24 protein-coding genes and 1 pseudogene are annotated in these 25,169 nt (G+C 63.2%); 14 read left to right on the forward strand and 11 right to left on the reverse strand.

The features are described 5' to 3' along the window. Positions 1–18 precede the first annotated feature (18 nt). The 3 genes from ACZ1II_RS15570 to ACZ1II_RS15580 all read right to left on the reverse strand — a co-directional run bounded on the left by ACZ1II_RS15570 (position 19) and on the right by ACZ1II_RS15580 (position 2,427). The gene (locus tag ACZ1II_RS15570) at positions 19–957 is read right to left on the reverse strand and encodes a FecR family protein (protein ID WP_465144550.1); all 939 of its coding nucleotides are present in this window, start codon (positions 955–957) and stop codon (positions 19–21) included. Beyond that, positions 941–1,462: an RNA polymerase sigma factor gene (locus ACZ1II_RS15575; RefSeq protein ID WP_465147311.1), complete on the reverse strand. Its 522-nt coding sequence runs from the start codon at positions 1,460–1,462 to the stop codon at positions 941–943. Before ACZ1II_RS15575 ends, ACZ1II_RS15570 begins: the two co-directional genes overlap by 17 nt. 137 nt (positions 1,463–1,599) lie before the next feature. Further along, on the reverse strand, positions 1,600–2,427 hold the full coding sequence (locus tag ACZ1II_RS15580; RefSeq protein WP_465144551.1) for an oxidoreductase: 828 nt from the start codon (positions 2,425–2,427) through the stop codon (positions 1,600–1,602). Between the two features lie 113 nt (positions 2,428–2,540). On the opposite strand from ACZ1II_RS15580, the gene ACZ1II_RS15585 reads away from it, so the two are divergent. The 3 genes and pseudogenes from ACZ1II_RS15585 to ACZ1II_RS15595 form a co-directional block, all read left to right on the forward strand. Continuing rightward, the gene (locus ACZ1II_RS15585) at positions 2,541–3,428 is read left to right on the forward strand and encodes an AraC family transcriptional regulator (RefSeq protein ID WP_465144552.1); all 888 of its coding nucleotides are present in this window, start codon (positions 2,541–2,543) and stop codon (positions 3,426–3,428) included. Between the two features lie 361 nt (positions 3,429–3,789). Next, entirely contained in the window at positions 3,790–4,005 is a 216-nt protein-coding gene (locus ACZ1II_RS15590) for a cold-shock protein (RefSeq protein ID WP_465144553.1), read from the forward strand. 33 nt (positions 4,006–4,038) lie between these two features. Next, a pseudogene (locus ACZ1II_RS15595) lies at positions 4,039–4,125 on the forward strand (integrase core domain-containing protein); the annotation flags it as partial. 39 nt (positions 4,126–4,164) lie between these two features. Here the strand turns inward: ACZ1II_RS15595 and ACZ1II_RS15600 are convergent. From ACZ1II_RS15600 to ACZ1II_RS15610, 3 genes are all read right to left on the reverse strand, one after another. Next, on the reverse strand, positions 4,165–4,362 hold the full coding sequence (locus ACZ1II_RS15600) for a hypothetical protein (protein WP_465144554.1): 198 nt from the start codon (positions 4,360–4,362) through the stop codon (positions 4,165–4,167). A 137-nt stretch (positions 4,363–4,499) separates the two neighbouring features. Next, positions 4,500–6,893: a membrane-bound PQQ-dependent dehydrogenase, glucose/quinate/shikimate family gene (locus tag ACZ1II_RS15605; RefSeq protein WP_465144555.1), complete on the reverse strand. Its 2,394-nt coding sequence runs from the start codon at positions 6,891–6,893 to the stop codon at positions 4,500–4,502. Between the two features lie 152 nt (positions 6,894–7,045). Then, positions 7,046–8,116: a BON domain-containing protein gene (locus tag ACZ1II_RS15610; protein ID WP_465144556.1), complete on the reverse strand. Its 1,071-nt coding sequence runs from the start codon at positions 8,114–8,116 to the stop codon at positions 7,046–7,048. 222 nt (positions 8,117–8,338) lie between these two features. On the opposite strand from ACZ1II_RS15610, the gene ku reads away from it, so the two are divergent. Both ku and ligD read left to right on the forward strand, forming a co-directional pair. Beyond that, the gene (gene ku, locus ACZ1II_RS15615) at positions 8,339–9,214 is read left to right on the forward strand and encodes a non-homologous end joining protein Ku (protein WP_465144557.1); all 876 of its coding nucleotides are present in this window, start codon (positions 8,339–8,341) and stop codon (positions 9,212–9,214) included. A gap of 33 nt (positions 9,215–9,247) precedes the next feature. Continuing rightward, a complete protein-coding gene (ligD, locus tag ACZ1II_RS15620) occupies positions 9,248–11,764 on the forward strand; it encodes a DNA ligase D (RefSeq protein ID WP_465144558.1) in 2,517 nt (838 codons plus the stop codon). A 27-nt stretch (positions 11,765–11,791) separates the two neighbouring features. Here ligD and ACZ1II_RS15625 read toward each other — a convergent pair whose 3' ends face one another. After that, a complete protein-coding gene (locus ACZ1II_RS15625; RefSeq protein WP_465144559.1) occupies positions 11,792–11,959 on the reverse strand; it encodes a hypothetical protein in 168 nt (55 codons plus the stop codon). 24 nt (positions 11,960–11,983) lie between these two features. After that, positions 11,984–13,288, reverse strand: a complete 1,305-nt coding sequence (locus ACZ1II_RS15630) for a sugar porter family MFS transporter (protein WP_465144560.1) — start codon at positions 13,286–13,288, stop codon at positions 11,984–11,986. A gap of 445 nt (positions 13,289–13,733) precedes the next feature. Here ACZ1II_RS15630 and ACZ1II_RS15635 point away from each other — a divergent pair, with 445 nt between their 5' ends. The 8 genes from ACZ1II_RS15635 (at position 13,734) to ACZ1II_RS15670 (ending at position 21,592) form a co-directional block, all read left to right on the forward strand. Next, complete coding sequence (locus ACZ1II_RS15635) at positions 13,734–13,904, forward strand: hypothetical protein (protein WP_465147374.1); 171 nt, start codon at positions 13,734–13,736, stop codon at positions 13,902–13,904. Positions 13,905–13,967: 63 nt separating this feature from the next. Further along, a complete protein-coding gene (locus tag ACZ1II_RS15640) occupies positions 13,968–16,103 on the forward strand; it encodes a TonB-dependent siderophore receptor (protein ID WP_465144561.1) in 2,136 nt (711 codons plus the stop codon). 2 nt (positions 16,104–16,105) lie between these two features. Beyond that, complete coding sequence (locus tag ACZ1II_RS15645; protein WP_465144562.1) at positions 16,106–16,834, forward strand: hypothetical protein; 729 nt, start codon at positions 16,106–16,108, stop codon at positions 16,832–16,834. A gap of 391 nt (positions 16,835–17,225) precedes the next feature. Beyond that, on the forward strand, positions 17,226–17,462 hold the full coding sequence (locus ACZ1II_RS15650) for an acyl carrier protein (RefSeq protein ID WP_465144563.1): 237 nt from the start codon (positions 17,226–17,228) through the stop codon (positions 17,460–17,462). Beyond that, entirely contained in the window at positions 17,459–18,691 is a 1,233-nt protein-coding gene (locus ACZ1II_RS15655; RefSeq protein WP_465144564.1) for a beta-ketoacyl-[acyl-carrier-protein] synthase family protein, read from the forward strand. Before ACZ1II_RS15650 ends, ACZ1II_RS15655 begins: the two co-directional genes overlap by 4 nt. Beyond that, positions 18,688–19,797, forward strand: a complete 1,110-nt coding sequence (locus ACZ1II_RS15660) for a type III polyketide synthase (RefSeq protein ID WP_465144565.1) — start codon at positions 18,688–18,690, stop codon at positions 19,795–19,797. Before ACZ1II_RS15655 ends, ACZ1II_RS15660 begins: the two co-directional genes overlap by 4 nt. Beyond that, positions 19,794–20,504, forward strand: coding sequence for a methyltransferase domain-containing protein (locus tag ACZ1II_RS15665; protein WP_465144566.1), 711 nt, complete (start codon positions 19,794–19,796; stop codon positions 20,502–20,504). Before ACZ1II_RS15660 ends, ACZ1II_RS15665 begins: the two co-directional genes overlap by 4 nt. Next, positions 20,498–21,592 (forward strand): NAD(P)/FAD-dependent oxidoreductase, encoded by a 1,095-nt coding sequence (locus tag ACZ1II_RS15670; protein ID WP_465144567.1) that lies wholly within the window; start codon positions 20,498–20,500, stop codon positions 21,590–21,592. The genes ACZ1II_RS15665 and ACZ1II_RS15670 overlap by 7 nt, the downstream gene beginning before the upstream one ends. Before the next feature lie 26 nt (positions 21,593–21,618). Here the strand turns inward: ACZ1II_RS15670 and ACZ1II_RS15675 are convergent, their stop codons facing one another. From ACZ1II_RS15675 to ACZ1II_RS15685, 3 genes are read right to left on the reverse strand one after another with little or no spacing between them, the layout of a single operon-like run. Next, complete coding sequence (locus tag ACZ1II_RS15675) at positions 21,619–21,975, reverse strand: hypothetical protein (protein WP_465144568.1); 357 nt, start codon at positions 21,973–21,975, stop codon at positions 21,619–21,621. Positions 21,976–21,994: 19 nt separating this feature from the next. Beyond that, positions 21,995–22,354 carry a hypothetical protein gene (locus ACZ1II_RS15680; RefSeq protein WP_465144569.1) on the reverse strand — a complete coding sequence of 120 codons (360 nt, stop codon included), beginning with the start codon at positions 22,352–22,354 and terminating at the stop codon, positions 21,995–21,997. A 32-nt stretch (positions 22,355–22,386) separates the two neighbouring features. Further along, positions 22,387–22,701 carry a hypothetical protein gene (locus tag ACZ1II_RS15685; RefSeq protein ID WP_465144570.1) on the reverse strand — a complete coding sequence of 105 codons (315 nt, stop codon included), beginning with the start codon at positions 22,699–22,701 and terminating at the stop codon, positions 22,387–22,389. A 449-nt stretch (positions 22,702–23,150) separates the two neighbouring features. On the opposite strand from ACZ1II_RS15685, the gene ACZ1II_RS15690 reads away from it, so the two are divergent. Beyond that, complete coding sequence (locus ACZ1II_RS15690) at positions 23,151–25,121, forward strand: TonB-dependent siderophore receptor (protein ID WP_465144571.1); 1,971 nt, start codon at positions 23,151–23,153, stop codon at positions 25,119–25,121. Positions 25,122–25,169: the final 48 nt, after the last annotated feature.

Genomic DNA, 25,169 nt, shown 5'->3' on the forward strand with positions numbered 1-25,169 from the left:
GGGCGGGTCGATTTTCCGTCAGCTGCCTGTGATCTTTTTTCGCGAAAGGCGAATTTCCTCCGCCGTTATCGTTACTGAAATATCGAGGGAAATGGCCAGGGTCCGCGCAAAACCTGCCGGATTGTCGATCCGGAAAAGTCCGATCAGCTTCTCATTGGCGAGGCTTGTGTCGGACAACACCAATTGCTGCTTGTTGTATCGGTTGAAGCGGGCAATGGCATCAGCCAGCGTGTCTCCTTCGAGCGCGATTTCACCGACCCGCCAGGCTAGCGACCTTTCAATCGCCTGCGGCGAATTGCCAGTGGTGGGAACCAGAGCTCCCCGTTCGAAGGTCGCAAAATCCCCGACCCTGAGGATGGTCATTGTTCCGGCCCCGTTACGAGCCCAGGTCGCGACGACCCCCTCGGTCACGGCAATCTGCACGCCATTTTCGGTCCGACTGACAGAAAAGGCCGTGCCGATCGCCCTTACCTGAGCAATGCCCGCATCGACGATGAACGGACGCCGACGGTCCTTCGCAACCTGAAACCAGGCCTGGCCTTTTGCCAGCGTGACGCGTCGGCTTTCCTCGTCGAGGGCGACCCGTAGGTCGCTGCCGCTGTCGATCGTTGCGATCGAACCATCCTTGAGCGGAAGGCGACGGATTTCGCCGCGCTCGGTCGCGATATGCTCGCCCCCCCATCGCGAAAACCCGACAATGCCCGCAATTGCCGCCGCCATGGCGCCGCCAAATCCGGCCGCCATCCATCGACGCCGCGTCCAATGAGAGCCTTGCTCAGGCCCGGCATCGGCAACAAGCGTTTCCTCCACCACGACCAGGGCGGCCTGCGCACGCAGTAGCGCCCCGGCATGGAGTCTGTCCCGTGCGAGCCACGCGTCGAGAGCGGCCTGCTCCTGCGCATTCAGGGGATGGCGCATGGCCCAGTTCGCGGCTGCCTCGTCAATGCTTTCGCGCATGAACACCTCCGCTGGTGGAAGGATGATCCTGTTCGGACTCCGTCAATTCGCGAAGAATGGCTCTCAAGCCCCGGCTAGCCTCATTTTCGACAATGGTTTCGCTGACTCCCAGTGTCTGGGCGATCGTCTTCTGGCTCAAGCCCTCGACCCTGCGCATGATAAAGATACGGCGGGCACGATCCGACAGCTTTGCGAGCGCCGCCTGTACCCTGGCCAGTTCCTGCCGCCCCTGCGCGAAGCGCTCGGGCGTCAAAGGATCGCCTTCCTCTTCCCAGCTGGACATGTCGGACGCGGTTTCGATGCGAACAACCCGCGCCCGCTCCGCCTGTCGTTGCAATATGTGTCGCGCCACTGTGAAAAGATAAGCGCGCGGCATGGCGATATGCGCGACATCGGGCAACTGGGCCAGACGGCAATAGCATTCCTGCACGATATCCTCCACATCGGCCGGCGCAAGCACGCGCCGCCGCAACCAGCTCCGCAGGTCACGTTCATGGGGCAGAATTTCCCTCGCTACCCATCTGGCAAGCGCGTCGCGTTCCGTAGATTTTCTCCTCTCTCGTTGCCAAGAGGCATGGATGAGACATTCCCGTCACGGCGAAAGCATTTTATTTATAGAAGGCGTGAAAGGTGTCGGCACGCTCAGCCATCCGTCGACAAGGTCAGGCCTTCCCATTCATCGATCTCACGTTCCATGTGCTTGTATCGTTCGCGTACCAGGCGCAGGGCGTCGCTACCCAGCAGCAACTGCGGTGGCGGCGCGTCGGCATCGATCAGGGCGAGGACAGCCTGGGCGAGCTTAGCGGGATCGCCAGCCTGCTTACCGCTCTTTTCCTTGCGCGCAGCCCGGATCGGATCGAACTGGGCGTCGTAGTCGGCGATCATGCGGGAGCTTCGGACCATTGATCGTCCTGCCCAATCTGTGCGGAAAGAGCCCGGGCAAAGAGCCGTGACGTGCACGCCAAAGGGTGCCATTTCCGCGCGCATTACTTCGGAAATGCCCTGAAGGGCAAACTTGCTGCCGCAATAGTAGGCAATCCCCGGCATGGTAATCATCCCTCCCATCGAGGTCACGTTGACGATGAAGCCGCGGCGACGTTCGCGAAAACGCGGCAGCAACGCCTTGGCGACCGAAACCGCTCCAAAGACATTGACGTCGAACTGGCGGCGCATTTCTTCGAGCGGGGATTCCTCGATGACACCTTCATGGCCATAGCCCGCGTTGTTGATGAGGATATCGATCGGACCATGATCGCTGTCGGCTCGATCGACAATTCCAGCAACCGCCTCGAGCTGCGTAACATCGCACAAGACCGTTACGACTTCCGGCAGACGTTCAGCCAGACGATCTCGTGCCGTCTTGGACCGAACCGCGCCGATTACCCGATGGCCAGCCTCTAGTGCAGCCTTGGTGATTGCAAAGCCGAAACCGGAATTTGCGCCGGTTATGAAGAAAGTATGCCGCGACATGGCGTTGCTCCCGCTGGTTGCGTTTGTGCTTTGCCAAATGGTACAATCGCGCTGAGCCGAAAATGGCAATTTCTCTGAATCCCTTGCTCAATCCTATGATACAATCCTTGGAAATGACCGATCTTGTCGAACTGGCGGCCGCGCTCGCGCCCCGGCATGGGTACAATTCGACCAGCCTTCCCGGCCTGCGTATCCTGCGTTCGGAAGCCATGCTCGAGGACGTGCCGGTGCTTTACCGGCCCGGAGCCGTCTTTGTCTTACAGGGATCGAAGCAGGGCTTTCTTGATGGCGATATGTATCGCTACGATGCCGATCACTACCTCGCCATCTCGGTGCCCGTGCCATTTCGCATGGCGTCACAGGCGGATGCTGGCTGCCCCTTGCTCGCCATCTATCTCGATTTCGACCTTCATCTTGCGGCCGAGATCGCCGCGGTGATAGCCAAGCCGGACGCGCCGCACGCCCGCGAGCAAGCACGCAGTCTTGTCTCAAGCCCGATGGAGCCCTCCATTCGCGATGTGCTGCGCCGGCTGCTGGTGGCTCTGCAGACCGTGCAGGAGTGCATTATCCTGGGACCTGGCCTCATTCGTGAATTGCATTTTCGCGTGATGATGGGGCCGCAAGCTCGGCCGCTCCTGGCCGCCCTTCAACACGAGGGGACGGCGGATCGGGTCGTGAAGAGCCTGTCAGAGATTCGCAAACGCTATCACGAGAAACTCACCGTTCCCGCCCTGGCCCAGGCTGCGGGGATGAGCGTTGCTTCGTACCACTCCGGATTCAAGGCTCTCACCGGAAGTTCGCCCATTCAGTACATCAAGGCCATGCGCTTGCACGAGGCGCGCATGATGATCGCGCGGCGCGAAGCCCCCATATCAACCGTCGCGATGCAGGTCGGCTACGCCAGCCCTGCGCAGTTCAGCCGTGATTTCAAGCGCCATTTTCATCGCAATCCGAGCGATGAGGCCCTCTGGCTGCGTGAGCATATCGGCGAGGTCTCTTAGGTACGGGAAGCTGCAACGCGTTGCCATAAAAGGAATTTCGGCGATCTGCACCCAGGGAGCGTCGGTTTCCGTACGCAAGGCTCTCCAATCCTGACCGAGTACAAGGTCGCAGCTCCCGCCAAAAGCAGGGCAGTATCATGGTGACGCGGCTTGGACGGGCTCATAGCGGACCGGCCACCTTCGAAACGACCGATCTCAATCTGCGTTCAAGCCATTGCAGAAAGGCGACAATCCATCATTCCGCTCGAATTTGTGCCGTTTTGGGGCACATCCAAATATGCTGGCAATGTGTTCACTTGTGCATTTTCTGACGTCGTCCGCGCAGTGCAAGAACGTCTTCAGCTCGAGGGGGCGGCGGCGGATGCCACAGGGCAAGGTAGTGTTTTTCAACGCGCGGAAGGGATACGGCTTCATTACGCCCGTTGACGGCGGAGCGGATTGCTTTGTCCACTTATCCGCAGTGATCGCGTCGGGAATTTGGAATCTCGAAGCCGGCCAGGCAATCGGATACGACCTGCTTGTCGCCCGCAACGGGAAGGTTTCAGCGGTCAACCTGTATCGCCCTGGACAGGATTGACCGCGCCTTTGCCACCAATTCCAATAGCTGGCGCTCATCAATGGCGAGATCTTCTACAGCCTCGCTGAGGCCAAGGTGCTGATCGAAGCCTGGCGGTGGCACTACAACACCGCCTGCCCGGATTGTTGACGAGTACGTCGATACGCCCGAAGGTCTCCATCACTTGGCGCACCGGGTCATCGCAGGCCTTGCGCGCCCGACGTCGGCGCGGATCGAAATGAATCTCCGCCTTTCCCTCTCGGCGATGCGCTTCGTTTCCGCTGCGTCATCGTCCTCCAGGAGGCCCTTGCCTTGCTGCCACTCCGGCCTCGGATCGAGCCTGCTCTCGTCACCGGGCAGCGCGTCTTCATCGATCAAATCGGCATTCTGGCTTATGGTCGTCTCCTTTCAAGGGGAACGGCCCTCGGAGGTTTTGGTTTTGCTGCCCGCCGCGTCGCCGATGCGGCTGATGGCTGTTGCTACCGGCGTCCCGCCGACTTCACGAAATGCCGCCTTCACGGCAATGCATAAGCGACAACCTCGTCGCCTATCGGCGTCTCCATGAAATGATGGCCACCCGGTGCGATTACCAGATATTGCTTGCCGCCTATCATGTAAGTCATCGGCGTGGCCTGTCCGCCGGCAGGCAGCACGTCCTTCCACAGGACCTTGCCGGTCCTGAGGTCGATCGCGCGGATCAGGTTGTCCGTTGCCGCCGCAATGAAGATCACCCCGCCCGCCGTCACGACGGCACCACCGTTGTTCGGCGTCCCGATGGTGAGCGGCAACATCGACGGGATACCGAAAGGTCCGTTGGTGCGAGCCTCGCCCAAGGGGCGGTCCCAGATCGTGCGGCCCGTCGCCATATCGATCGCGCGGATGCCGCCGTAGGGCGGTTGCTTGCAGAGCATTCCGGTAAGCGGCAGGCGCCAGCCGGCATTGACGTCGATGGCATAGGGCGTGTGCGCCTGCGGATCGCCCGCGCCTTCGGCGCCGCCGATCTCGCCGCGTGCCTGATCGCGCGGCGCCCAGCCCTTCCTGTCCGCCTCGGCGCGCGGAACCAGGCGCACATAGTTGGGCATGTCATTGTAATTGGCGACGATCACGCCCCGGCGCGGATCGACGGCGATGCCGCCCCAATCGGTTCCGCCGTTATAACCGGGATATTCGATCGAGCGCCGGTCGCTCTCGGGAGGCGTGAAGAAGCCCTTGTAGCTCGCCTTGCGAAACTGGATGCGGCAGATCATCTGGTCGATCGGCGACATGCCCCACATATCGCGCTCGGTGAGATCGGGCTTGCGCAAGGTATGCCATAGGGAGACCTGCTGCACCGCAGCGCGCTGAGCCGGTTCGACCCCGCCGCCCGGCGCCTTGATCGTACCGACCGGCGTGAGCGGCCTGCCGGTCTGGCGGTCGAGCACATAGATGTCGCCCTGCTTCGACGGCAGGATGAGCGCAGGCGTTCCCTTGAAGTCGACTAGCGTCGCCTGTGCGCCGAAATCGTAGTCCCAGACGTCGTCGCGCACGGCCTGGAACTTCCAGCGCGGCTTGCCCGTCGTCACGTCGAGCGCGACCAGCGAAGTTGCGAAGTCCCTCTCCTGCGGGCGGCGCAGGCTGGAATAATAGTCGGCCGCGGCATTGCCCATCGGCAGGTAGACGAGGCCAAGCTGCTCGTCGCCGCTGGCGATGGTCCACATGTTCGGCGTGCCGCGCGCCCAGGTCCGGCCTTGCGGCGGATAGCCGTTCCAGTCGGGGTGCATCATGTCCCAGGCCCAGCGCAGCTTGCCGGTAACGGCATCGAAGCCCCGGATCACACCCGAAGGCGCCCAGCGATCCTGACCGTCGAGCACCTGATGTCCCGTCACGACAACGCCGCGAACGATGGTCGGCGGCGAATTGATGGAGACGTATCCCGCAGGGGTGTCGCCCATCCCGATCTTGGTATCCACCTCCCCGTTAGCGCCGAAGCCCGCGCAGCGCGCCCCTGTGCGCGCATCGAGTGCAAAGAGGCGGGCATCGAGCGTCCCGTAGATGATCCGCCGCGCACAGGGCTGGTCGGCGGGCGCGTTCGGTACCGCGAAATAGCTGACGCCGCGGCATGCCGCCGTATAGGGAATGGCATCGTCGGGCACCTTGGGGTTGAACTTCCAGCGCTGCTTGCCCGTGGCCGGGTCGAGTGCGAGAACCATGTTCTTGGGCGTGCAGACGTAAAGCATGTCGCCGATCTTGAGAGGTGTATTTTCGCCGCCATAAGTCTTGGCGATTTTGGCCGACGACGGCGTATCCCCGGTATGGATCAGCCATGCGCGCTTGAGCTTGCCGACATTCGCCGCCGTGATCTGGCCGAGCGAAGAGAAGCGCCGTGCCGCCTCGCTGCCGCCGTAGGCAGGCCAGTCATCTCCGGCAGAGGCCAGCGACGGATCATTCATCTCGAAACGCAAGTCGGGAAGCGCCGACATCGGCCCGGTGTCGGCCATCCGGGCAAAGATCGTCGCGGTCACGCCCGTCAGCGCAATTGCAGCGACGCTGGCACCAATTCCCAGATTCCAGCGTCCCGGACGCGCAGAGAGCGTCGGCATGACCAGGAAACAGGCGATGAGCAGGACGAGCGGCGCCACGACACGCGGCACCAGTGCCCAGTTGTTGGCACCGACTTCACCCAAGCCCCAGATCACCGTCAGCACGAATATGACGCAGTACAGCCAGGCGCCGAGAATGCTCCGGCGGATCAGAAGCCCCCCAGAACCGAGCAAGCCTAGACCGGCAAGAATGTAATAGATCGAACCGCCGAGCCCCGCGAGCCAGATGCCGCCGATCGTCAGTATAATCCCGATCGCCGCGATGATGGCGCCGAGAATAACGGGGGCAAGCGAAGATGAACGATACTGCGGATTTCGGTTCTGCACCATTCACACTCCGGAAACATTTCGGCCGCGAGTAGGGAATGATGGAATCGTCCTAATGTTCCGAAACTGTTCGCGTTCGTTTCGAAAACGCAAATGGCCGCGGCTCCAGAGGAACCACGGCCATCTCCTACCGGATGTTTACCGGTCGGGCGGGATCAGGAAGAACTGCCCGGCGTCGAGCCAGTCGTCGGCGACGTGGATGTGCCGCCGACAGCAGAACTGCCCGTCGTGCTCGATCTTGCGGCGGAACCGGTCGTGCCGCCCTGCCCGGTATCGGTCCAATCGGTCGCGCCGACCACGCGCAGATTGTTCTGCACATGCTTCACCCCGGACACGTCCTCGGCAAGATCTTCCGCGCGGCGCTTGGCCTCACGGCTGCCGACCGTACCGTCGAGGGTGACTTCGCCATCCTTGGCGAGCACGCGGATGTTCGTCGCATCCACGCGCCAGTCCTGCGTGAGACGATCGTTCACATCTTCGCGAATGCGCTCATCGGATCGCGTATAATCCGACGGACCGCGGCCGCGGTGATCCTGTTCGCGGCGACGGGCGGCATCTTCGTCGCCGAACCAGCTGGCGATCTCGTCGCCCGCGCGCCGCAGGAAGCCGCGCTCCTCACCATATTCGCGCCAGTCGCCATAGTCGCGATGACCGCGCTCATTGTCCGGTCGATCATCGCGAGAGCGATAGTACCCGCGGCCGAACGTATCAAAGGTCGGTCGGTAACTGAAGCTGGGGCTCATACCGCCGCCGCCACCGCCGCGGCGGGCGTAGAAGTCGCGCCCCCCGTAGTCCTCGCTGGTGAAATTGGAGAAGTCGTTACCTCCGCTGGCGTCGTATTCGCGGATGGGATAAACGTCGCGCTCGCCTGAGAAGCGATAAGCCTGCGCGCTACGCGCCTGACGATCATCGCGATAGCGGTCTTCGCTATATGTCTGCCCCCGAGACTGGTCGCCATAGCCTCCAGTCTCGCGATAGCGCTGATGTCCGCGCTCTCCACCTCGGAATCGGGCTTCGCCCTCTTCTTGTCTGGAACTCCGGGGCGGGGCGTCGTCGCGATAAGAGCTGCCTTCGGTTTCGCCCCAGCCACCACTGGAGCCACCACCGGTCTGCCGGGATGCGTCGTCCTGCCACTGATTGGCTTGACGCGGCGATTCCCAGCCGGAGTTTTCATCACGATATCCGCCGGACTGACGGCTGGCCGGGTTCGAATCACGCCGATTCATCGTTGCTCTCCTTGATGTCGCTGTTTTATGCCGAGAACGGCCCAACCGACTTGCCGGGGCGTTCTTGCGTCGACTGATGATGAAACGGCGCAAGGCACCGGACGATCCACTATCCGACGCACATTCCGGCGCACTCGCCGCAAGGCCATGGCACAGTGTGCGAGGAAGCCGGGGAACTCCCCGGTCGTTCGCGCCTTTCTCCAGACGAGAAAGGACGCGCCCATGCCTGCTCGTGCTTACTGGAAAGGCCAGATCCGTCTGGCACTCGTTTCGATCCCGATCGAGGTCTATCCGGCGACCCGGTCCGGCGCGGCCATTTCCTTCCACCAGATCCACGAACCCAGCGGCAAGCGCATCCGCTATGAGAAAGTCGCACCCGGCGTCGGCCCGGTCGACCGCGACGAGATCATCAAGGGTTTCGAGGTCTCCAAGGGCAATTACGTCCTGCTCGACGAAGAGGAGATCGAGGCGGTCAAGATCGAGAGCCGCAAGACCCTGGAACTCGTGCAGTTCGTCGATGCTGACGAGATCGACGTGCTCTATTACGAAAAGCCCTACTTCGTCGTCCCCGCCGACGATCTGGCGGAAGAGGCTTATACCGTCCTACGCGAAGCCTTGCGCCGGACGCACAAGGTCGGGCTTGGCCAGCTGGCGGTGCGCGGGCGCGAGCAACTGGTCTCGATAAAGCCCTGCGGGCGGGGCCTTGTCATGGAAGTGCTGCGCTATGCCGACGAGGTGCAAAAGGCGCAGGGCTATTTTCGCGATATCGAGGATGCCAAGCCCGACGCCGACCTTCTCGACCTTGCCACGACCCTGATCGAAAAGAAGACCGGCCCTTTCAAGCCTTCCGAATTTCACGATCGCTACGTCGATGCGCTTCACCGCCTGATCGACAAGAAGGCCAAGTCCAGAGGCAACAAGCGCATCCTCGAGGACGTCGAAGAGCCGTCCAGCGGCAAGGGCAATGTCATCGACCTGATGGCGGCGCTCAAGAAGTCGGTCGGCGAAAGCGGGACGAAGGCTGCCAAGCCGTCCTCCTTCCGCAAGGCGGCGGCGAAGAAGGCGACCTCCACTTCCCGCACCCGCAAGCGCGCCTGACAGGCTTCTCTAAACCCCGCGCAGGTATGACCCGTGAACGAGCACGACCCCACCGCCGACCTGCTTGCCGAGTACAACCGCAAGCGCGACTTCGCCAAGACCGCCGAACCTGCCGGAAAGCGCGGCAGGACAGGCGGCAACAGCTTCATCGTCCAGAAGCACGCGGCGACGCGGCTGCACTGGGATTTCCGTCTTGAAATCGACGGCGTGCTCAAGTCCTGGGCAGTGACGAAAGGGCCGAGCGCCGATCCCGATGACAAGCGTCTGGCGGTGCGGACCGAAGACCATCCCCTGTCCTACGGCACCTTCGAAGGCGGCATTCCCAAGGGCGAATATGGCGGGGGCACGGTCATGCTCTGGGATCGCGGCACATGGGCGCCGATTGCGGGAAAGAGCGCGAGGGACATCGACGCAGGGCATCTTCACTTCACGCTCGACGGTGAGCGGATGAAGGGCGAGTGGCTGCTCGTGCGCATGAAGCCCCGCGCAGGCGAAAAGCGCGAGAACTGGCTCCTGCGGAAGGTCGGCGATGCCTTCGCACGGCACGGCGATGTCCTTGTGGAGCAGGCACTCACCAGCGTCCTGACCGGGCGAACCATGGCCGAGATCGAGGCCGACAAGGGCGCCGTCCATTCGCTCAAAGACAAGAAGGGCGATGCCTTTGCCGAGATCATGACAAAGGCGGCGGCAAGCAATGCCGGCAAGTCACCGCCCGCCAGCCGAAAAAACGGGAAGCCGCCGAAGTTTCGCCCGGTGCAACTCGCCACGCTGGTCGACGCCGTGCCGACCGGGAACCTGTGGATGCACGAGATCAAGTTCGACGGCTACCGTGCGCTTGTCGCGGCGGCGGGCGGAAAAGTCGCCCTCCATACCCGCAGCGGCCTCGACTGGACGGACAAGTTCGCACCCTTGGCCGCGCATCTCGCGGCGCTCAGCCTCCCGCCCTGCCTGATCGACGGCGAGATCGTCGCGCGCGGCAAGGATGGCAATCCCGACTTCTCCAGCCTCCAGGCGGTCCTCAAGCGCGGCCACGGCAGCCAGACCGACAGCGATGCGCTCGAATTCCATGCCTTCGACCTGATCGAACTGGATGGCGAGGATCTTGCCCCGATGCCGAACATCGAACGCAAGGAGCGGCTGGAAGCCCTGCTCGCCGAAGCGCAGCCGCCCGTCTTCGTTGCTGACCATGTGATCGGCGCTGGCGAGAAGCTCTACGGTGCCATGTGCGCGGCCGGGCAGGAAGGCATCATCGCCAAGCGGGTGGACGCGCCCTATCGCGGCGGACGCACGAAGAACTGGGTCAAGGTCAAGTGTACGCGGCGGCAGGAGTTCGTGATCGTCGGCTGGACCCGCTCCTCTGCAAAAGGCCGCCCCTTCTCGTCCCTGCTGCTGGGACAATACGAGGGCAAGCATCTCGTCTATCGCGGCAAGGTCGGCACCGGCTTCGATGGCGAAAGTCTGGCCGCCATAGCGGCGATGCTGGCGAAGATCGTGCGCAAGACGGCGCCGGTCAATATAGACCGCACGGAGGCACGCGGCGCCAGTTGGGTAACGCCTAAGCTGGTGGTGGAAGTCGCCTTCGCGGAATTCACCGGCGAAGGACGCGTGCGTCATGGCAGCTTCCTCGGCCTGAGAACCGACAAGGACGCCGAGGCAGTCGTCCCGGAGCGCGCCCAGACTGCTCCCAAGGCGGAAATCGACATGGCAATCAGCAATCGGGACCGGGTGATCTACCCCGAAAGCGGCGAGACCAAAGGCGACCTAGCCGACTACTACGCCGCCGTTGCCCCCCTCATGCTCCCCTTCGCCGCCAATCGCCCGATCAGCCTGGTCCGCTGCCCGCAGGGCCGCGCCAAGAAGTGCTTTTTCCAGAAGCATGACAGCGGCACTTTCGGTGAACATGTCCGCCATGTCCCGATCCGCGAGAAGGACGGCGGCATGGAGGACTATCTCTATCTCGGCGATGCGGAGGGATTGCTCGCCTGCGTGCAGATGGGCACGATCGAATTCCACGGCTGGGGCGCGCGCATCGACGAGGTGGATTCGCCCGACCGCATGATCTTCGACCTTGACCCTGACGAGGGGCTGGATTTCGGTCTGTGCGTGCGTGCGGCCAGGGACATTCGGGCGCGACTGGCCGACCTCGGGCTGGTGACGTTCGCCATGCTGTCCGGCGGCAAGGGCGTACATGTCGTCGTCCCACTGAAGCGTGGGCACGACTGGGACACCCACAAGGACTTCGCCCGCCGCTTCGCGGAAGCCATGAGCCTCTCGCAACCGGAGCGCTATGTGGCGACCATGAGCAAGGCGAAGCGAAAGGGGCGCATCTTCATCGACTGGCTGCGCAACCAGCGCGGCGCCACTGCCGTCCTGCCCTACTCGGCGCGCGCCCGAGAAGGCGGCCCGGTGGCGGTGCCGATCTCGTGGGACGAACTGGACGGCATGAAGGACGCGCATCCCTTCTCGATCGCCGATGCCGCCACGCTGATCCAGCGCGCACAGGACCTGCGAGGCTGGGGCTTCGCCGAACAGTCGCTGCCGGGCATATGACGGCTATTCGATCGATCGGCCAGCCGCCTAACGGGCCGCCCTAACGGTACAAAAACACACGAGAAAGGCAGGTGCTGCGATGAATCTGCAACAATGGATCGGATTGCGCACGCCCGGATCGAGCGCCGCCATTTCCTTTTCTTCTGCCGTGGCAGGAACGGCCCCCACGAAGAAAGCCGCGCCTGTCAGGCTCATCGCCATTGCAAATCGGATCATGGCTTACATGGCCTCGCCGATGGCTTCGAGCGAACGCCGCTTGGTCTCGGGGAAGAAGATCAGCACGGCCACGAACTGAAGCGCCATCATGCCGGCGAAAAGCCAGAACGGCAAGGCGCGGGCATGGGCGGCCATCAGCGGGAAGCCGAAAGCGATGATCGCATCCATGAACCAGTGGACCGAGGACCCGAGGCTCTGCCCGCGTGCACGCACATCGGTCGGGAAGATTTCGCTGATGTAGACCCAGATAACCGCCCCTTGCGAGAAGGCGAAGAACGCGATGAAGCCGATCAACAGATAGAGCAGCCAGCTCTGGGGCGCCCCACCGCCGAAGATCACGGCGACCCCCGCCAGCGCGGCAGTCAGGCCGACCGAGCCGATCAACAATAGGGTCTTGCGACCGATCCGGTCGATCACGGTCAGTGCCAGCGCGGTGAACAGCAGGTTGCAGGCGCCGATGACGATGGCCTGCCGGTCAGCCGAGACGCTGGTGAAACCGGCCGCCGCGAAGATGTCATTGAGGTAATAGAGGATCGCATTGATGCCGGAGAGCTGATTGAACGCGGCAATGGCGATCGCCAGCAGCATTGGCTGATGATGCCGTTTCCAGCTGAGGCGCGCAGTATGCCCCTGCTCGTCCGCGCGCCGCCAGGCGGTAATCTCATCCGCAACATCGGCGTTGCCCAGTCTGGTAAGTACGATAGCCGCCTCAGCCTCACGCCCCTTGGCGAAAAGCCAGCGCGGGCTATCGGGAATGGTGCGCATCATCACCAGCAGCACGACCGCCGGGATAGCGGTGACGCCGAACTTCACGTGCCAGTCGATCGCACCGAGGTCGAGACTGGAGACGAAGTAGTTGCTCAGATAGGCAACAAGAATGCCCAGCACGACATTCAGCTGGAACGCCCCCACCATCATCCCGCGCCGCTCTGCGGGTGCGATCTCGGCAATGTAGACCGGCGCCAGTACCGAAGAGGCGCCGACCGCGAAACCAGCCAGCACGCGCATGACAAGCAGCATCGGCCAGTTCACCGCCAAGAGGCAGCCGATGCCGGAGATGAGATAGAGTAGCGCGATAACCGTCAGCGAAGACCGCGCGCCATAGCGATCACCGGGGATACCAGCGAGCAAGGCGCCCGCCAGCGTACCCCAGAGCGCGCTGGAGACGGTGATCCCGACGCCGGTGGCATCGAGACCGAAGGCTGCGCGGATTCCTTCCGTGGTGCCGGCGATGACCGCCGTATCAAAACCGAACAGGAGCCCGGCCAGTGCCCCCACCAGCACGCCCCGGAAAAGCGTTGCATTCATCATCCCGTCCCCTTTTTTCCGACCGCCACATCGTTAAGCGCACGCCGTCGCAGAAGTGCGGCCGATCGCGTCGAAGTCGGAGATACCCGAGGGACCGTTGGCCACATAGGGATTTATCAGCTTGTTGAAGATGTTGGTGACGCTGAATTAGGCCTCCCAGTGTGGTCGACCGGGACCCTGGCGACGATACGGGTATCGAACAGCCCTGTCCGGCAAAACGGCGCTGCGGCAGATCGTCAGCCACCGTGCCTTTGTTGAAAGCGCTGCCGCCAATGAAGCGGGCCCAGGTGTGTGGTGCAGTATGTGATGGTGCGGGTTTGAACCGATCTCGGTGTCCGCCAAACCGGCAGCAAGTCAGAATGCTGCGATATTGACCGGATGTAGATCATGCAGAAATTCATCATCCTGTACGAGGATCGCGGAACTAGCCGCATCGGAGCAATACGTGGCGATGGAACTGTGGCGCGGGGCAATGGCGGCTCACAGCGTAGTGATCGGTCGCGATTACGAGCAGCGGATCGACGTCGCGGAGGCCATGACCCATGTCGCTCTAGGCAGTTTCATGCTCCGCAGCGACCATCTGCCAGGCGACTACTTCATTTATTATTGCAACTAATTCGCAAATGCACTAGCTGCACGCCAACCGCCGGTCGCACGGTGCAAATGGGAAAATCTCATCATGATCGAACACCATCCGGGCCGGCGCGCTCCGATTACGCTCGCCTGGGTTCTGGCGCTTGGCGCCGCACTGCCACAGGCGGCCCAAGCCGAAGAAGCGGATGCCGCTTCCGATCCGGTAAAGTCGTCTGAGATCACAGTGCTCGGTCAGCGCAGCGAGGACTACAAGGTCGAGCAGCTCACCACGGCCACCCGCACCGGCACGAATCTCATGGACGTGCCGCAGTCGATCCAGTTCGTGCCGCGCGACGTGATCGACGACCAGCAGATCCTCGACCTGACGAGTGCACTGCGCAACGTCAGCGGCATCCAGGCAGGCACCAACGCGGGCAACCGCTCGGAAAGCTTCACCATTCGCGGCTTCCGCTCGTCGTACTACGCCATCGACAGCATTATGCTGAGCCCGGCGATCGAAACCAACGACAGCTACCGCGATATGGCCAATATCGAGCGCATCGAAGTGCTCAAGGGTCCGGCCTCGGTGCTTTACGGGCGCGGCGATCCGGGCGGCCTGATCAACATCGTCACCAAGCAGCCGCGTTTCGAGCGGGGCATGAACTTTTCGGTACAGGCCGGCAGCAACGATTTCGCGCGCGGCCAGATCGACGTGACCGGCCCGGTCGATGCCGCCAAGACGCTGGCCTTCCGCTTCATCGCCGCCGCCCAGACCGGCGACACGTTCCGCGATGTGTTCCAGCCTTATCGTCGCCAGTTCCTTTCAGGCTCGGTGCTGTGGGAGCCGGATGACAGGACCCGCGTGATCGCCAGCCTGACTTACGCGCACCAGTACAACCAGACCGACCGCGGCATCGTTGCCACCCCCGATGCGGACGGCGATCTCGTCGTCAATCTGCCGCGCTCGCGCTTCCTTGGCGAGAAGTGGGCGACCACCGAATCCGAGCGCTACGAGTTCAACTACCGCATCGAGCGTGAGCTGACCGACTGGCTGACCATCCGCCAGATCGGCCACTACGACGAAGGCAAGCTGGACCTGTTCGGCATCAACTACGGCAACAGCGTCGCCACGAACGCTACCATCGGCGCCCGCACGGTAACCCGCACCGCCGTCGAGCAGCATGAGAACAACCACAATTACGACGCGCAGGCCGATATGGTCGCCCGCTTCGGCACTTTCGGTATCAACCATACCGTGGTGTTTGGCGGCGAATATGTGAAGTCCTACCGCTTCCGCACGTTCGCCCGCGCCACGCTGGCGGCAATCAATATCGACAATCCGGTTTACGGCGCGACGCCGGGCACTTTCGTGCCCGCAGCCGACCGCAAGGTACAGGCCAAGTCGTGGTCGGGCTACTTCCAGGACCAGATCGACATCGGCGATCACTTCAACCTGCTGGCCGGCGTGCGTTACGACCATGCGCAGCAATCCGACTTCGGCACCACGCAGTATGCGTCCGACGACAAGGCATGGTCGCCGCGCGTCGGCCTTGTCTACAAGCCGGTTTCGAACGTCTCGCTCTTCGCCGACTTCACCCGCTCCTTCCAGTCGAAGCCCGAGCCGACCATCGACGGCAAGCCGATCGATCCGGAAAAGGGCAAGCAGTATGAAGCGGGCGTGAAAGCCGAACTGTTCGGCGGCCGTCTGGGCACGACGCTTGCGGTCTATCAGCTGACCCGCGAGAACGTGACCCAGCAGGACCCCAACAACGTCGGCTACAACATCAACGCCGGCGTGCAGCGTTCGCGCGGCGTGGAATTGGACATGTCCGGCTCGATCAGCCCCAGCGTGAAGTTGATCGCCAACGGCACCTACACAGACGCGACGGTGCGGGAATCGACCGACTATGCCCGCGGCAACAAGTTGATCGGCGTGCCCAAGTGGAGCGGCAGCTTGTGGCTGACTTGGGAACCGACCGACGGTCCGTTGCGGGACTTCGGCGTGGGCGGCGGCGTCTTCGCGGCCAGCAACCGGCAGGGTAATCTTGAAAACACTTTCTCGATCGGAGGTTACACGCGGCTCGACAGCAGTGTCTGGTACAAGCTGGCCGACAAGGTGCGCCTGACGCTCAACGTCAAGAACATCACCAACGACTACTACATGGAAGCGTCGGTTTCGCGCTCGCAGATTACGCCGGGCGAAGGCCGCAGCTTCCTCCTCGGCCTGAGCGGGAGCTTCTGACGATGCGAGGGGCGCTTGCCGCCGCCCTGTTGCTGGCAGGCGCCACGCTTCCAGCCTCCGCCCAGGCGGTGGAGGCTGGAAAGATCCTGTTCCTGATGCGCGCAGACCCTCCGGGCGGCTCGGCCGATCCGCAAGTGAAGGCGCATCTGGAGCAGCTGGGCTATACGGTCAGCGTCAGCGAAGGCCTGCCGGCGATGCCCGATCCTTGCGGGTTCGATCTCGTGGTGATGTCCTCGACTGTGCGGTCGAACCAGTTCACCGCACAGCATCAGAGCGTCGAGCGCCTGCGCGACATGGGCGTGCCGCTCGTCACCTGGGAAAACGACCTGCTCGACGATCTGTGGATGACAGGCCTGCGCCGCGACACCGACTTCGGCGAACTGGAGACGGGCCATTACTTCTGGCTCGTCCGCGCGCCGCATCCGATGGCGGCGGGCGTTCCGGCCGGGCTTGGCACCTGGACCGAGGCGCGGACGCCTGCCGGTTGGGGCAAGCCGGGCCTTGGCGCAGACGTGATCATGACCTGGCCGGGTGAGCCGGACAAGGCGACGCTGTTTGGTTACGAAACCGGTGCGACGATGGACCATGACCACCTCGCCCCTGCCCGCCGCGTCTTCATCGGCATGGAAAACAACAGCTTCACTCGCATGACCGATACCGGCCACAAGCTGTTCGATGCGGCCATCGCCTGGGCCAAGGCCGGGCGCAAAAGCTGCAGAACGAAGAAATGAAGCGGATAGGCAGCTCGTTTCAACGATATTGAGGCGATCTCACCACGTTTTCTCCCGCTGTGACGGTCCCGACAAGGTGCCAAGGTCGTCGGCGCGCACAAGGCCTCGCTCGATCTACCTATCCGGATGAACCGGGGCAGACCGCGCAATTCCATGTACGGAACTGAACCTGCGTGATATCCTGAGGTCCGGCCGATCCGCTCGGCCGTGGCGGAGGAGCATCACGAAGGCATTGCTTGCCCTGGCACCGTGCTTTTTTCCCAGTTGCGCCGTGATACGTCCGAGAGAGGCGCGCGGCACTGGAGAGGACCGGCACGATAGAGGTTCATTGCCAAGATTCATTGCAACGTCCGGCGCACTTCAAGAACACAGCAAGGGGCAAGCCAGCGACATGACGGTTTCCACGGATGCGATACTGGATGTGATAGCGCAGGAATCCGGCCTCGATGCCGCGGCCTTGCGCCCGGATGCCACTTTCGAGCAGCTCGACATCGGCTCGCTCGACGTTGCCAGCACGCTTTTCGCCATCGAGGACAAATTCGGCGTGGCGATCGATCCCGATCAGTTGAATCCCGCCTCGACGATTGCCGAGTTCGTGAACCTCGTGCGGCAACTGGCACCTTCATGAGCCGAAAGGTGGTGCTGACCGGCTTCGGCTGCGTCAGCGGCCTGGGGGTCGGTCTTGCGGAAACATGGCGAAAGATCGCGCAAGGCGACGGGGCGATCCTCCCGCTGTTGCGCGAGGCCCCGCAGGACCATCCTGCCCGGCGTATCGACGGCCCTGCCGCCTGGGTCGATGCCGAGGCATGCCGGGCCGCACTGGCTGCAGAGGACCTGCGCCCGATGGGGCAGCTCGACCCGCTTTCGCTCTACGCTCTGGCGGCAGGTCTGGAGGCGGTCGATGCCGCCGGGCTGCGCGGCCATGTCTCGCTGGCGCGCCGCACCGCCATCCTCGTCGGCTGCGGAAGCGGCGGCAATGCGACGATCGACCAGGCTTTCGAGCGGCTCTACGCCCGCGAACTGGCGAAAGTGCATCCCCAGACCATTCCGTCCTCGATGATCTCCGCACCGGCCAGCCATCTGGCGATGCTGTTCGGTTGTCATGGGCCGACGTTCGTGATCTCCAGCGCCTGCGCCTCGTCCGCCCATGCCTTGGGAGAGGCGATGCACATGATCCGCTCCGGCCGAGTGGATGTCGCTCTCGCCGGCGGGAGCGAGGCCTGTCTGACCACGGGGTCGTGGGTGGCATGGAACTCTGTGGGCGTCATGGCCGACGATACCTGCCGGCCCTTTTCGCGAGAGCGCAAGGGCATGGTGCTGGGCGAAGGCGCGGCCATGGTCGTGCTGGAAAGTGAGGAGCATGCGCTCGCGCGCGGTGCGGCAGTGCTGGGCGAACTAGCCGGTTACGGCAGCAGCAGCGATGCCGCCGACATGACCGCCCCGGATATGTCCGGCATCGAGGCCGCCATCCGCAGGGCTCATGAGGATGCCCGGATCGCGCCCCAGGAACCAGCGCTGATCTCCACCCACGGTACCGGAACCCGCCGCAACGACCCGGTGGAAACGGCGGCTCTGAAAGCGGTCTATGGCGCGGCGCTTTCCGGCCACACGGTGATCGCCACGAAGTCGGCGCATGGCCACCTGATCGGTGCGACCGCCGCCATGGAGTTCGTCATCGGCATGACTGCACTTGGGCGGGGGGTGGCGCCTCCGGTGCTGGGCTTTCTCGGTATCGATCCGGAGTGCGACCTGCCGCTGGCCCTCCAGCCCACTCCCATCGATCACCGTGTGCTGGTCTCCAACAGCTTTGCTTTCGGCGGGCTCAACGCCGTCCTCATCGGCAGGCTTGCGGCATGACTGCAACCGCGCACATCAACGCCGTCGGTACGGCGGTCCCGCCGCATCAGGTCCATGACGCTTTCGTCAGCTTCGTGCGCGCCGGACTGCAGGACCCTGCCCATGCGCGCCTGTTCGATCGCATGGTCGCCCGTTCGGGAATCGAGCGGCGCTTCTCGTTCATCGAACCCGAGATGCTGCCGGATGGCCGCATCACCGATCGCGATCGCTTCTACGGCCTGGGCGATTGGCCCACGACCGCCGAGCGCATGATCCGCTACGAGCGCGATGCCCCTACCCTGGCGCTGCAGGCCGTGCGCGCCCTCAGCCCCGATATCGCGGCCGCGGGCGTGACCCATCTTGTGCTCGCGTCCTGCACCGGCTTCGTAGCGCCGGGGCTGGACCAGGTGCTGGTGGCTCAGGCTGGGCTTGACCCTGCCGTGGAGCGCACGGTCGTGGGCTTCATGGGGTGCTATGCCGCGGTCAACGCGCTGCGGTTGGCCCACCACATCGTCCGCTCCGAATCGGAAGCGCGGGTGCTGGTGGTCAATGTCGAACTCTGCACGATCCACTTCCAGCGCACACAGAACCTGGAGAAGCTGCTGTCGATGCTCCTGTTTGGAGACGGTGCCGCCGCCGCGCTGGTCACGGCGGAGCCGCACGGCATCGCCCTCACCGACTTCCGTTCTGCCGCCATCCCCGGTTCCGGCGAGGCGATTACCTGGCGGATCGGCGACCAGGGTTTCGACATGCACCTCGACGGCCAGGTGCCGAGCCTCATCGCCAATGCCCTGCGTGCGGAGTGCAGCCGCAACGACGACCGGGGCCTCTTTCGCGGGCTTTTTCCGGCAGACTACGAGCTTTGGGCCGTCCACGCGGGAGGGCGCACGATCCTCGATGCGGTGGACCGTGCGCTGGACCTTCCCTCTGCCGCGCTCCACCCTTCGCGCGAAGTCCTGCGCCGCTTCGGCAACATGTCTTCGGTGACGCTGATGTTCGTGCTGGCGGCGATGATGGAGAACGCGAGGACCGGTGTCGCGGGGAACGGAGGTAGGAACGGGATCGCCATGGCATTCGGGCCGGGTCTGGCCGCGGAAACCTTCCGCTTCAGGATGGTGCCGCCATGATCGATCTGAGCCGGCGATCCTGCGAGGCCGAATGGATGGACGGTGACGCCGTAACGGCCGAGGAATTCGCCGCCTGTATCGAGGATCTGGCGAGAGTGAACACGGTCACGCTGGCAAGGCCGCCGACGCTGGCCTTTCTCGACCGGGCCTTTGCCGCAACGCCGCCGGAACGGAGGCTTACAGTGGTCGATGTCGGCTTCGGCGCGGGAGACATGCTGCGGGCACTCGCAAGCCATGCGCAAAAGAGAGGCCGCCCGGTGCGGCTCATCGGTTTCGACATCAACCCTCGCAGCGAACCCGTAGCCCGCCGCCTGACGCCGCCCGCCATGATGATAGACTACCGCACGGGTGACGCTTTCGCGATGGCGGAGGACGAGCCGGTCGATCTCGTGGTGAGCTCGCTGGTCACCCACCACATGTCCGACATCGGGATCGTGGAATTCCTGCAATGGATGGAGCGGAAGGCTGTGCTGGGCTGGTTCGTGAACGACCTGCACCGCGATGCCCTCGCCTACTACGGTTTCCTGCTGCTGTCGGCGGCGATGCGCTGGCACCCTTTCGTGCGTCATGACGGCCCGCTGTCCATTGCTCGCGCCTTTCGCCGCGACGACTGGGATGTCCTGCTCGGCCGTGCCGGGCTGATCGGCGCGGCGCGCGTGAACTGGCGCTTTCCCTTTCGCTACTGTGTGGAGCGGACGAGGTGGTAGAACCCGCAGCGGTGTTGGGCGGCGGCTTGGCCGGGGCAGCGATCGCGCTCCGGCTGGCCCGTGCCGGCATCGCCGTGGAGCTGTTCGAACGACAGGCTGTTCCCCATCACAAGGTCTGCGGCGAATTCCTCTCGGTGGAGGCCCAGCGCGATCTTCGCGACATGGCATTCGATCCGCTGCGCCTAGGTGCTGTGCCGATCGACCGCGTGCGTCTCATCAGTGGCCGTAAAAGTGCAGAATCTCGCCTGCCCTTCACGGCACTTGGGATCAGCCGGGAGATGCTGGACGAAGCTCTGCTGGATGCGGCTGCCGATGCGGGAGCCATGGTCCGGCGCGGCATCCGGGTCACGGCTATTGAGGAGGATGGCATCAGGACCAGCGTGGGCGAGTTTCGCGCCGGAACCCTGTTCCTCGCCACCGGCAAGCACGACTTGCGAGGCCTGAAGCGGCCAAATCCGGGGGCGCGACCCGAATATCTAGCCTTCAAGATGCATTGGCAAATTGCGCCCAGGCAGGATGAGGAACTCGGCCATGCCGTCGAACTGGTGCTGTTCGACGGAGGCTATCTGGGGCTTCAGCGTGTAGCTGCGCGGGTGATGAACCTTTGCGTACTGGTCCGGAAAGATCGCTTCGGCGGGACCTGGGCGGACTTGCTGACGCAGTTGCTGCGCGAAGATCATGTCGCCCGGCGGCTGGACGGCGCGCGCGAACTGCTGGACCGCCCAGCCTCGATTACCGGTCTTCCCTATGGCTACGTCCATCGGCCCGCCGACGATCGCAAGGAGCTGTTCCGCCTTGGCGATCAGGCCGCGCTCACCGCGCCGCTCACCGGAGACGGCATGGCCATAGCACTGCGCAGCGCAGCGGTGGCTTTCGATTGTTTCCGCTCCGGACTCGATCCGGCCACTTATACCAAACAGCTCCAGCGCGAGATCGGCGGGCAAGTGCGCAAGGCGATGATACTCCATCGCGCAGCGGGCATGCCCTTTGCATCGCTGGCGCTTGGCTTGCCTGTATTCTGGCCGGGTTTGCTGGGCCGCTTGGCCGGAGCGACGCGCCTACCAGGCAGAATTTGCGTGATGGAGTAAGTCGGGCCGTTGGGGCCTCCGCATCATTACGGCGTGGTCGGTCCCGAGCTTAACATCGCTGCGATATCCCGTTCGGCAGCCGTCGCCTCATTTGCCAGCTGGCGCAATGCCTTTGCGGTGTCTTCCATGAGGCCGGTGCCAAGAGGGCGCTCGCCATTTATGAAACGTCGGATCGCCCGTTCATCTATGCCAAGACGACGCGAAAACGCCGTGGTCCCGCCGAAGAGTTGGACGCAATAAGCGAAGTGCTCACGTTGTTCATCTATTGAAGATAATGCCATCTTGCCTGCTCTTTTTTTGACCGGCTTTGCCACAAGCGATCCTGCCAATGACGCGACGCGGAGAGAATATTTCAAACTGGTCAGCCATCGCTGGGCGACCATGCTTCGCTTGATCGCGCTATCACTGATAGCGCAGCAAATTTTCGAACCCTTCGTTCGCCTTGGTCATCCTGGCGAGCTTTCTCAGGTTCGCCCGGATGTGCCTTTCGACGCGGCGATCGTCGTGAATACCCGTGATCCGATAGTCATCCTGCGCCAGCAATTGCTTGAGGCGATCCGCAAAGGCGGCCTGTTCGCCCGTCTGTGCCACGGCCCTCAGGCTGCGGCACACCCATTCTTCGGCGGCGGCCTTGTCATACTCGTCCTGGGCCTCGTATCCACGCTTGTCCGCCGCAGCCTGATCGCGCGCCGCTGCGTCGATGCGGTGCTCCAGCCATCTGGAAACCTGCGCGCCGTCCCACGGCCTCGACGAAACGCTCATCGCTCTCTCCCGATACCGTCGCGAGCCATGGCTCAGTTTCCTTCTGCGTCGACTGTGAAGACCATGGGCTTGCCGCGAGACTCGGGTTCCCATCCGGCCAGCAGGGCTGCCCGGATGCCACGGGATACGACCGCGTCGCCGATCTGAAGGCGGCCTCGCTGCATGCCTTTCAGCAAACGCTTTGGCGGAGGAAACTCCAACAAGGCTCCCCGCTGGGTGTGCTTTCGGAGCAATGCGACTGTCATGCCTCTCCAGCCATCGGCATCGCCCCATTGCGGCTCGCTCCGCAGCTCCCATTCATATTGATGTCCATCGACCTCGACGATACCGGCTAGCCTGTTACTCATGCGGACATGCCTAGAGCATTTTGCAACCTGGTGAAATCACCGGATGACTCGCAAAATCCGGCAAATCAGAAATGGGGTGCGGATGATGTGCTCGCTTCTGCCAAGCTGTCCCGTCGCTCAAGTATGGGGCTAGGTCAGTCTCATTATTGGCAATGATTTGAAATATTTAAGTACACTTCATTTGTTGAAAATGCGAGGCGTTCGCACTATCGGCTTCCGCAAGAAGTAATGACCTGTGTCGAATAGGAGTGGAGCTGTCAGCCCGGACCGGAGCTTGTCTTGCCCGCCCTCCTCTTCGCTGCGGTTCCTGCCAGTCGGAGCCGTATATGCTGAAGCGAACTCATCTTCTTCTCTGTGCACCCGCCGCCCTTCTGCCGGTATCCGGAGCGCAGTCCCAAGAGGTGCAGGACGAAATTATCGTCAGCGGGCGGGCCGAAAAACTGTACCGTGTGACCGAAACCGAAATCGGGCGTTTCGCAGCCGACCCCATGGACATTCCGCAGTCTTTGCAGGTCATCACTGCCGATCTGATCCGGGATCAGGGTGCGCGCGACATCACCGATCTCTATCGCAACGTCGCCGGGGTCAGCGAGAACCAGTATGCGACGGTGACCTATCGCGGGTTCCGCCAGGACGGAATTTTCTACGACGGACTGCGTGGCGATCCGTTCCAGAGCTTTTCGGTGCCCAGCCTGTTCGGGGTGGAGCGCGTGGAGTTCCTCAAGGGCCCGGTCGGCATGCTCTATGGCGCGAGCGCGCCGGGCGGCATGATAAATTACGTGACGAAGAAGCCCTCGGACCGCTTCGGTGCCTCGATGCGGGCCATCGTCGGCAATTTCGATCGTCTGGGCGGATCGGCGGAACTGACCGGCCCGCTCGATAAGGCCGGAATCCTTGCCGGTCGGGCGGGCGCCTTCTACGAAACGGTTGACGGCGTGCAGCGCGGCGCGCGGACCGAGACGCTGATGCTCGACGGCGGATTGACCATTGCCCCGTCCGCCGACACACGGCTGGTGCTGCAGGTCACCCGGTTCCGCCAGGACCTGCCGGGGAACCGGCTGCGCGGCATTCCCACCACTGCCGACGGCGTTTTCCTGGCCCCCCGCAATTGGAACCACAACGAGGCGACTGACGCCACCCGTCTCAACGGCACGGTGCTGCAAGGACGGCTGGATCAGCGCCTGTCCGAGGCGGTCTCGATCAATGTCGCCAATCGGTGGTTCCGCTATAAGGAAGATCAGGACTTCCACGATCCGGTCGGGCGGATCGACACCGATGGCGACGGTGTGATCGATGCCGTCTCGCGCGAATTCCGGCGACAGCATCGCAATATCCAGGGTCTGACTTTCTCCGGAAACCTGACGGCGAAGTTCGAGACCGGCCCGGTCCACCACAGCTTTTCAGCCGGCGGGGACTGGTACTGGCAGAGCGGCTGGTCGCTGGGACAGCGCACGCGCGTTGGCGTGCCCGCAATGTCGCTGCTCGATCCGGTCTATGGTCTGACGCGCGGCGACGATTACGACCTGACGCAGGGACGCCGCGATGTCGCCGACACGCGCTCCCATCGTTACGGCATCTATGCCCAGCACCAGATGGAGATCGGACGACTGATCCTTGTCGGTGGACTACGGCAGGACTGGTTCGATGACCGTGACGTGGGCGATCCAAAGACTTCCGGAGACCGGCTGAGCTGGCGTCTGGGAACGGTGTATCGCCCGGTGCAGCCGCTTTCGCTTTACGCCAGCTACTCCCAGAGCTTCGAGCCGCAGGACCCCGGATCGCAAAGCGCCGATGTCGGCGGTCCTTTCGCGCCGATCGCCAGCAGGCAGATCGAAGTCGGCGCCAAGGGCGAATTGCTCGACGGGCGCCTGCAGCCGACGATCGCGCTCTATCGCATCGTCCGCAACAATATCCTTCAGGAAGATCCGGACGCGGCGCCGGTCGGCGGTTTCGACCAGCTTCGCCCGATCGGGGAAGTGACGAGCAAGGGCGTGGAAGTGACCCTGGCTGCCGACGTGACGCCGGACTGGGTCCTTACCGCAAACTATGCCTACAACGATACCCGGATTACCGGCGGCGTGAATGGCGCCGTCATCGACAGTTCCTTCGCCGGGCGCTTTCCCAATGCCCCGCGGCACCAGTGGGGACTGTGGTCGCGCTATCAGTTCCCCAAGGCGGACCTCAGCGTGGCAGCAGGCGCCCGCTCGGTATCGCGGCAGTCCGATCGGAGGGGCAACCGCATTGCCGGCTACACGATTTTCGACGGCACCGTGACCAAGGGTCTGGGCTTTGCGGAAGTCATGGTCCGGGTCGAGAACATCTTCGACAGGACTTATGCCGTTTCCACTCTCGACGAAATCCGCGGTGCCTTCGTGGGGCGGCCGCGGACGGTGTTTGTCGAGATGCGCAAGAACATGTAGTCTTCCGCTATCATCGGCAACCGGGACTGACAGGGCAATCTTGCAGCG

It is taken from the genome of Novosphingobium sp. BL-S-20, from assembly GCF_055521635.1.

Bases quoted from the DNA above. Each gene is read 5' to 3' on its own strand.
- ACZ1II_RS15570 (WP_465144550.1), bottom strand. From the start codon at position 957: ATGCGCGAAAGCATTGACGAGGCAGCCGCGAACTGGGCCATGCGCCAT.
- ACZ1II_RS15580 (WP_465144551.1), bottom strand. From the start codon at position 2,427: ATGTCGCGGCATACTTTCTTCATAACCGGCGCAAATTCCGGTTTCGGC.
- ACZ1II_RS15585 (WP_465144552.1), top strand. From the start codon at position 2,541: ATGACCGATCTTGTCGAACTGGCGGCCGCGCTCGCGCCCCGGCATGGG.
- ACZ1II_RS15590 (WP_465144553.1), top strand. From the start codon at position 3,790: ATGCCACAGGGCAAGGTAGTGTTTTTCAACGCGCGGAAGGGATACGGC.
- ACZ1II_RS15605 (WP_465144555.1), bottom strand. From the start codon at position 6,893: ATGGTGCAGAACCGAAATCCGCAGTATCGTTCATCTTCGCTTGCCCCC.
- ACZ1II_RS15610 (WP_465144556.1), bottom strand. From the start codon at position 8,116: ATGAATCGGCGTGATTCGAACCCGGCCAGCCGTCAGTCCGGCGGATAT.
- ku (WP_465144557.1), top strand. From the start codon at position 8,339: ATGCCTGCTCGTGCTTACTGGAAAGGCCAGATCCGTCTGGCACTCGTT.
- ACZ1II_RS15625 (WP_465144559.1), bottom strand. From the start codon at position 11,959: ATGAGCCTGACAGGCGCGGCTTTCTTCGTGGGGGCCGTTCCTGCCACG.
- ACZ1II_RS15630 (WP_465144560.1), bottom strand. From the start codon at position 13,288: ATGAATGCAACGCTTTTCCGGGGCGTGCTGGTGGGGGCACTGGCCGGG.
- ACZ1II_RS15640 (WP_465144561.1), top strand. From the start codon at position 13,968: ATGATCGAACACCATCCGGGCCGGCGCGCTCCGATTACGCTCGCCTGG.
- ACZ1II_RS15645 (WP_465144562.1), top strand. From the start codon at position 16,106: ATGCGAGGGGCGCTTGCCGCCGCCCTGTTGCTGGCAGGCGCCACGCTT.
- ACZ1II_RS15650 (WP_465144563.1), top strand. From the start codon at position 17,226: ATGACGGTTTCCACGGATGCGATACTGGATGTGATAGCGCAGGAATCC.
- ACZ1II_RS15655 (WP_465144564.1), top strand. From the start codon at position 17,459: ATGAGCCGAAAGGTGGTGCTGACCGGCTTCGGCTGCGTCAGCGGCCTG.
- ACZ1II_RS15660 (WP_465144565.1), top strand. From the start codon at position 18,688: ATGACTGCAACCGCGCACATCAACGCCGTCGGTACGGCGGTCCCGCCG.
- ACZ1II_RS15665 (WP_465144566.1), top strand. From the start codon at position 19,794: ATGATCGATCTGAGCCGGCGATCCTGCGAGGCCGAATGGATGGACGGT.
- ACZ1II_RS15675 (WP_465144568.1), bottom strand. From the start codon at position 21,975: ATGGTCGCCCAGCGATGGCTGACCAGTTTGAAATATTCTCTCCGCGTC.
- ACZ1II_RS15680 (WP_465144569.1), bottom strand. From the start codon at position 22,354: ATGAGCGTTTCGTCGAGGCCGTGGGACGGCGCGCAGGTTTCCAGATGG.
- ACZ1II_RS15685 (WP_465144570.1), bottom strand. From the start codon at position 22,701: ATGAGTAACAGGCTAGCCGGTATCGTCGAGGTCGATGGACATCAATAT.